Source organism: Piscirickettsia litoralis (assembly GCF_001720395.1).
Classification (GTDB): domain Bacteria; phylum Pseudomonadota; class Gammaproteobacteria; order Piscirickettsiales; family Piscirickettsiaceae; genus Piscirickettsia; species Piscirickettsia litoralis.
Map to the genome: position 1 here is coordinate 22,156 of NZ_MDTU01000011.1, position 4,956 is coordinate 27,111.

A 4,956-nucleotide genomic window follows, 5' to 3' on the forward strand; every position below is an offset into this window, starting at 1 on the left:
TCTATATAGCGATACTTACCTATACCTTCCATTATTATAAAAGTAGAATTTAATAATTTTAAATATTCCTTTTATTTTCAATACTTTGAACTAATACCTACTAATACCTACTAATACCTACTAATACCTATCGATATAGAACAATACCTACCAATACCCACCGGTATTATAAGAATAAATCCGCCATCTGTCGCAAATTCGTGGGTACCCTTTGGCTAACATTGAACATGTGACAACTTTAGGAATAAATTTCGCCCTCCGTTATATGAAAGACAATAAATCTTTCAATGTACGAGATATTGCAAATTACTATCAGTATAAGTTCAGTAGAATCTAGCAGACCTTTAACTTTAAGATAGCCCTATTTGGTGTCGTTGTTGAATAGTTGTGTAACTCTTTTGCCTTAACGCTTTTATTAGAGGTTAAATTAGATGAAATTAGCATTTATATTTGATGGCACAGGTGCTTCTGGTGAGCAACAATCTTTGTTAGAAGATCAGCACGGGTTACATTTTGATGATGATACTATTGTCCTCTATCTTGAAGGTTGCCAACATCCTAACGTAGGTAATGGGAGAGTTAATCCTGATTTAAAACAAGCAGTAGATACAATCACTAAATCATTTAACGATCAAGGAGAAATTAATCTAACAAAACTTAGAACCTTGTTTGGAAGCGCCATAGTTGGTATGCATATACCCAACCCAGAAATTAATGAATTTCTACCGGACAGTATATTAACTACAGGCTTTAGTAGGGGGGCCGTAACTGGCTGCTTATTAGCTAAGGGTTTATATGAAAAGAAAAGCACTCGAACAATTCCCGTTGACATTGTAGCAAACCAGCCTGTTTCTGGTAACCATTGGAATATTCCTGGTTCCAATGTAAATATGAGTATTGATTGTAGTAAATGTGAAAATATCAGATCGGCCACTGTTTTATTGGGTTCTTATGATACCGATAACGGTTGGATTGAAAACAATTTTTTTTACCAAATCGCACCATCATTTCATGCAAGAACAAAGACAACATTTATTGAACTACCAATATCAAGTCATCTCAAATGTTTCGATATTCCATCCTTACACGTAGCCAAGAAAATTCAAGATTTAAAATATAGTAAAAGCCAGATTGAATACGCAGAAAAGATAAAAGAGGTTTATTCCTATGGGGGAAATCTTTATACCCTAACCCAGCAAAGGAAGAAACAATACATATTTCATAAAGAAGAAGTGCCGATTGTTGTAGATGACCTGTTTTGTGAAAGTAAAAGATCAGAACTTAATCAAATATTAAGTGATGATGTCGTTAATCGTCTTTTTAAAAATGAAAACCACAAAAGAGTCATTGTGAGTATTTTATGTGATATTGAAAATGTCACAACTAAGATAATGGATTCAATTCAAGGAGAAAAAAACGAAGCTAAAATAGCAAGAAAAATAGCAATACTTAGTCATAGATACAAAGTCAAGGTTTTAGAATCCACTGAAGAATTTTTGAGTAGTGAAAATAAAAAAGCCTTATATACAAATTTGAAGAAAGCAGAAAATGACTTTAACAACTCATTAAAGATTGATAAGTATCCAAAAAAACGTCAGGCAATGAGACTACTAACAAATGCGATATTTACTGTAGCTACATGTGGGATTGGATTAATTGCAACTAGTGTAATCAATAGAAATGAAAACCTCACCCGGTCAGAAAAAACCTTCCCATTTTTTGCCCAAGCAAAATCTCAACAACAGGTAAAAGATTTAAATTCTAATCTTTATTGTCGCCTTGCCATGCGCTAGTCGATCGCTTACACTGACTAATACCTACCAATACTGGTATTGGTAGGTATCGCTAATAATCACCCTGCCACTTCATCAGCATCAACAACAACCATCTTCCCTTTGCGCTTAATCGAATCCCAAGCAGTTTTAACCAGATAATTTAAAACAAGCTGCTTATTACCTGCTGTTTTTTCTGCAATTTCTTTATCTAGTTCTTTTGGGATATATAGGTTGAAAACTTCTGCCTTCTTTCTCGTATGTCTTCCTTTAGTTGTAATCAAAAGCTCTGGCAGCGCCTCCTTGCGAGGTCGCCCCTTCTTTTTTCCTTCTTCTGGCGGTGAAATAACAACTGATTCCTCAGTAGAAACACTGGTATTTTTCCTATCTACAGGAGTAACCGTGCCGCTAGTCGCCTCATTAATAAAGCTGTCAGGAGCTAAAGCAGGTTTCTTTTTTTTCTTTAAATGATCAAACTGCCCGGCCATCTATACAACCTCCTTTATAGATGTTTCTAAATCAATAAATTCATTCAAGTTAAACTCTATACCTAAAGCTTCTTTAAATAGAGAGCACATTTCAATACTAGCTTTTGGGGTATAAGATTTCTTTTTGTATGGAGGCATAGCAGAATAATGATTCTTTTCATATTCAACAACAGCATCCGCATTGTTCGATGCATACTGATACGCAACTCTTTCACAGATCACAGAGTCACATCGTTTGATATTTTCCAACTCATTAACAAAAGCGATAGCATCATCGGTTTTCTTTATTTTCACATGTGTGCTAGCACGTGTAATCAGCACCTTACACAGTAATTCAGGGTTATACACTTGAGATGTTTCTACAAGCTCATCCATCTTAATTAAAGTTTCTAAATCAAAAGCGCTCGCTTGAACAGGACTAATCATTAATGTTAGTTCAGGAGCAACCATAGAGGATCGCAACTCTACAGAGTCTTGCCCACCAGCATCAATAATAACATCATCATACCTTTCAGACAGCGATGCAATTTCTTTATAAACGTGTTTACCACTAATCTGATAGCAATCAGGAGTAGGTAAAGTGCCTTTATCGCGCCGGCGATCGATAAAGTTGCGGGATGTTCCCTGCTTATCGCAATCTAATAGAGCAACATTTCTGCCGACCAAAGAAGCCATCACAGCCAAATTAACCGAAGTTGTACTTTTCCCTGTACCACCTTTTTCACCGCCGCATAAAATCACAGCCATTATTTTTCCCCTAAATGTAATTAATTTTTTCAATACCTAACGATACCTTTAGGTATCTGTTTAAAACTTTATATCACAACTTCCGGTATTGCAAGGTATTGATAGGTATCGTTAAGTATTGGTCGATATTGTTAGGTATCGATCAGTATTGATCGGTATCAATTAAAAGCCATGCAAATAAATAGATTTAAAAAAATCATTAATATTACCTTTTCCAATACCTATAAATACCGAAGGGTATTGGTAGGTATTGTAAGGTATTAGTAGATATTGGTAGGTATCGGTATTGATAGGTATCGATAGGTATTTGTTATATTGAAATGATTTCAATAAATTAAGATGGTTTTATTTACTTGATAAAGAAAAATATTGGAGTTATATTCATAAAAAATAAAGCCCTCTTGCAGGAGGGCTAAATAATTAGGCTGGCGTAGAAACCTAAAAGGCTTTTAAATCCTAGTTGGTTTGGAAACCTGCCCAGGCATCTCTATTCTAGGTTTCTACACAGCATTAGTCAATCCCATAAATTTATGAGGACAGTTTACTATGCTTAAAATTCGACAACCTAAAGAAAGAGTCACTGTGGTTTACCCCTGGATGACATCTATCTGCAAAAACAACCCATGTGCGTCCGCCATCTTAGCCCTGTCTACGTTTCGGCACAACGAATATGGCTGGAAAGAACACTATTTAACCCGTGACGACTTAAAAGAAGCTCTATTTAATCAATTTACGATTTATCAAATTGGCAAAGCTCTAAAACAATTATTTGCAGATAAAATTTTCACTCAAATTAAACGTAAATGCTACGACCGCACAACGGTATTCAGTCTAAATGAAGTCTTGATAAACAAGTTTCTAAGCAACTATAAAACAAATTTCCCAATCACACAGAAGCAAAAACCAGAACAGCCTGAAAACGCCGCAAGTGTTGAAAAACCTCAAGTTGCGGATTCGCAGAATGGAAACTGCGAAATCAACGAATCAATAAAGGAAGCACTGGAAGACAAAGAAGATATTAATAACCCTGTTGATAATTTTAGTCAGTGCGTTGAAGAAGGCAGCATTGTTATTGAACTAGAATCTATTTTATCTCAATTGCTCGAAGAAAAAGCACGCCACAATGAAAAACTAACAACAGGATATGATATGGAAACCTGGGCAAAAGAAGGGGACGAGTTAAGGACCGCACTCTTAGAAACTCAACAGGCGCTTGATGAAGCAAGAGCAATGCAGAACATCGGTGAACAACCATTACAGGAGTTGCTTGACGTTGAAAACGTTAAGCCTAACTTGGTAGAAATGAAAACTATTGAGGACGTGCCTGTTGATATGGCAACACCGCATGGACCGGTCACAAATCAACTCAGCCAGAATTTTTACAATCAACAAAAAACATCATCAGAGCGAACAATTACAAACAAGCACATGAAGCGTTTAAAACATTTCTCTAAACGGTTTGGCAATTCTGTTGATGAAATGATATGGTTTCTAAAAAATGCTTATACTGAACGCGGATATACCACCGATAAGGTCATGGGAATCTTAAGTGCAATAGCTCCAACCTTTACTAGACCAAATGGAATGTCGGCCTAAATGAAATTGATTACAGTTGAAGACTATGCAGTTTTGAATAAAATGCGGGTGCAAGATGTTTATATCTTGATTCAGGAAGGGAAGCTAAAAACTCAAGCATCAGAGCATAAACAGATAAGGTTAAAGAGCCATATTAATTTGGTTTATGTAGAGCAGGTGCCTAAAAGCATCGTTAGTCTTGATGCGAGTATTAAATATCTGACTCAGAAAGAAACCGTAAAAAGAACGGGGTTGCCCGTTGATAGAGTCCGTAAAATGATTAACAGCGGTGAGATTAAAAGCATCAGGATTAAAGGCACAGCCTTTGTTCCTGCCGATCAGTTTGAAACTGTAGATTGATAGACTTTTTAAGA

General features: G+C 35.9%; 5 protein-coding genes. 3 read left to right on the plus strand and 2 right to left on the minus strand.

Annotated elements, in window-relative coordinates:
• Window positions 1-431 precede the first annotated feature (431 nt).
• Window positions 432-1,793, plus strand: a complete 1,362-nt coding sequence (locus BGC07_RS18975; protein WP_069314622.1) for a hypothetical protein — start codon at window positions 432-434, stop codon at window positions 1,791-1,793.
• Window positions 1,794-1,852: 59 nt separating this feature from the next.
• On the opposite strand, the gene BGC07_RS18980 is transcribed toward BGC07_RS18975, so the two are convergent.
• Window positions 1,853-2,260, minus strand: coding sequence for a hypothetical protein (locus tag BGC07_RS18980; protein ID WP_069314623.1), 408 nt, complete (start codon window positions 2,258-2,260; stop codon window positions 1,853-1,855).
• On the minus strand, window positions 2,261-3,007 hold the full coding sequence (locus tag BGC07_RS18985) for a division plane positioning ATPase MipZ (protein ID WP_069314624.1): 747 nt from the start codon (window positions 3,005-3,007) through the stop codon (window positions 2,261-2,263). It lies immediately after the preceding gene.
• 546 nt (window positions 3,008-3,553) lie between these two features.
• Between BGC07_RS18985 and BGC07_RS18990 the strand changes: the two genes are divergently transcribed.
• Together BGC07_RS18990 and BGC07_RS18995 are read left to right on the plus strand one after the other, a co-directional pair.
• The gene (locus tag BGC07_RS18990) at window positions 3,554-4,603 is read left to right on the plus strand and encodes a hypothetical protein (protein ID WP_069314625.1); all 1,050 of its coding nucleotides are present in this window, start codon (window positions 3,554-3,556) and stop codon (window positions 4,601-4,603) included.
• Window positions 4,604-4,942, plus strand: a complete 339-nt coding sequence (locus BGC07_RS18995; protein ID WP_069314626.1) for a MerR family transcriptional regulator — start codon at window positions 4,604-4,606, stop codon at window positions 4,940-4,942.
• The last annotated feature ends 14 nt before the right edge of the window (window positions 4,943-4,956 follow it).